Annotated in this window: 1 protein-coding gene; it reads left to right on the forward strand. The window is 68.5% G+C overall.

Annotated features, from left to right (window positions below):
* A partial coding sequence (locus CITRIK5_RS11740) for an IS30 family transposase (RefSeq protein WP_233569987.1) occupies nucleotides 1-1,287 on the forward strand: 1,287 nt, incomplete at both ends.

Here is a 1,287-nt window from a genome sequence, read left to right on the forward strand (position 1 = left end):
ATCGCCACCGGTGTCACCACGGTCGAGGCATCCCTGACTGTGGGCGTGTCCTGGCCCGTCGGGGCGCGCTGGTTCCGTCACGCTGGCGGGATGACCCCGCTGTCCTTAGCCGAGCCCACCGGCCGGTATCTGTCCTTCGCTGAGCGTGAGGAGCTCGCGATCCTCCATGCCCAGGGCCAGGGGGTCCGTCAGATCGCACGCACGCTGGGACGTGATCCCGGCACGATCAGCCGTGAGCTGCGCCGTAACTGCGCCACTCGTTCCGGGAAGCAGGAGTACCGGGCCACGGTGGCGCAGTGGAAGGCCCAGGAAGCTGCCAGGCGGCCCAAGCCGGCGAAGCTGGCCACGAACCAGCGACTGCACGACTACGTCCAGGCACGCCTGAACGGGGTGGTCCTGGGCCCCGATGGCGTGGCCGTGCCGGGACCGGTCGGGCCCGGTTTCAAGGGGCGGAAGATGAAACCGCGCCGGGCGGACCGGCGGTGGTCCACGGCGTGGAGCCCTGAGCAGATCAGCCACCGGCTGCGCCTGGAGTTCCCGGATGATGTGTCCATGCGGATCTCTCATGAAGCGATCTATCAGTCCCTGTTCATCCAGGGGCGTGGGGCGCTCAAGCGTGAACTCGTCGCGTGCCTGCGTACCGGGCGGGCTCTGCGCGAGCCGCGGGCACGTACCCGGAACAAGCCCCAGGGCCACGTCACCGAGGACGTGGTGTTCAGCAAGCGCCCACCCGAGGCCGCTGATCGTGCTGTGCCCGGGCACTGGGAAGGGGACCTGATCATCGGGACCGAGCGTTCAGCGATCGGGACTCTGGCCGAGCGCAAGAGCCGGGCCACGATCCTGGTCCACTTGCCCCGCCTGGAGGGATGGGGTGAGCGGCCGCCGGTGAAGAACGGGCCGTCGCTGGGTGGGTACGGGGCTGAGGCGATGACCGCGGCCCTGATCAAGGCGATGGCGACGGTGCCGGAGCAGCTGCGTCAGAGCTTGACGTGGGATCGGGGCAAGGAGCTGGCCGGGCATGTCCAGTTCACGATGGCCACGGGCACGAAGGTGTTCTTCGCTGACCCCCACTCGCCGTGGCAGCGGCCGACGAACGAGAACACGAACGGGGTGCTGCGGCAGTACTTCCCCAAGGGCACGGACCTGTCGAGATGGTCGGCCGAGGACCTCGCAGCAGTCGCGTACACGCTGAACAACAGGCCCAGGAAGGTCCTGGACTGGAAGACTCCCGCGGAGGTCTTCGCCGAGCAGCTACGCTCGCTCTCAACGCACGGTGTTGCAACGACC

The sequence above is a fragment of the Micrococcus sp. 116 genome, assembly GCF_902506395.1.
Lineage (GTDB): Bacteria > Actinomycetota > Actinomycetes > Actinomycetales > Micrococcaceae > Micrococcus > Micrococcus luteus.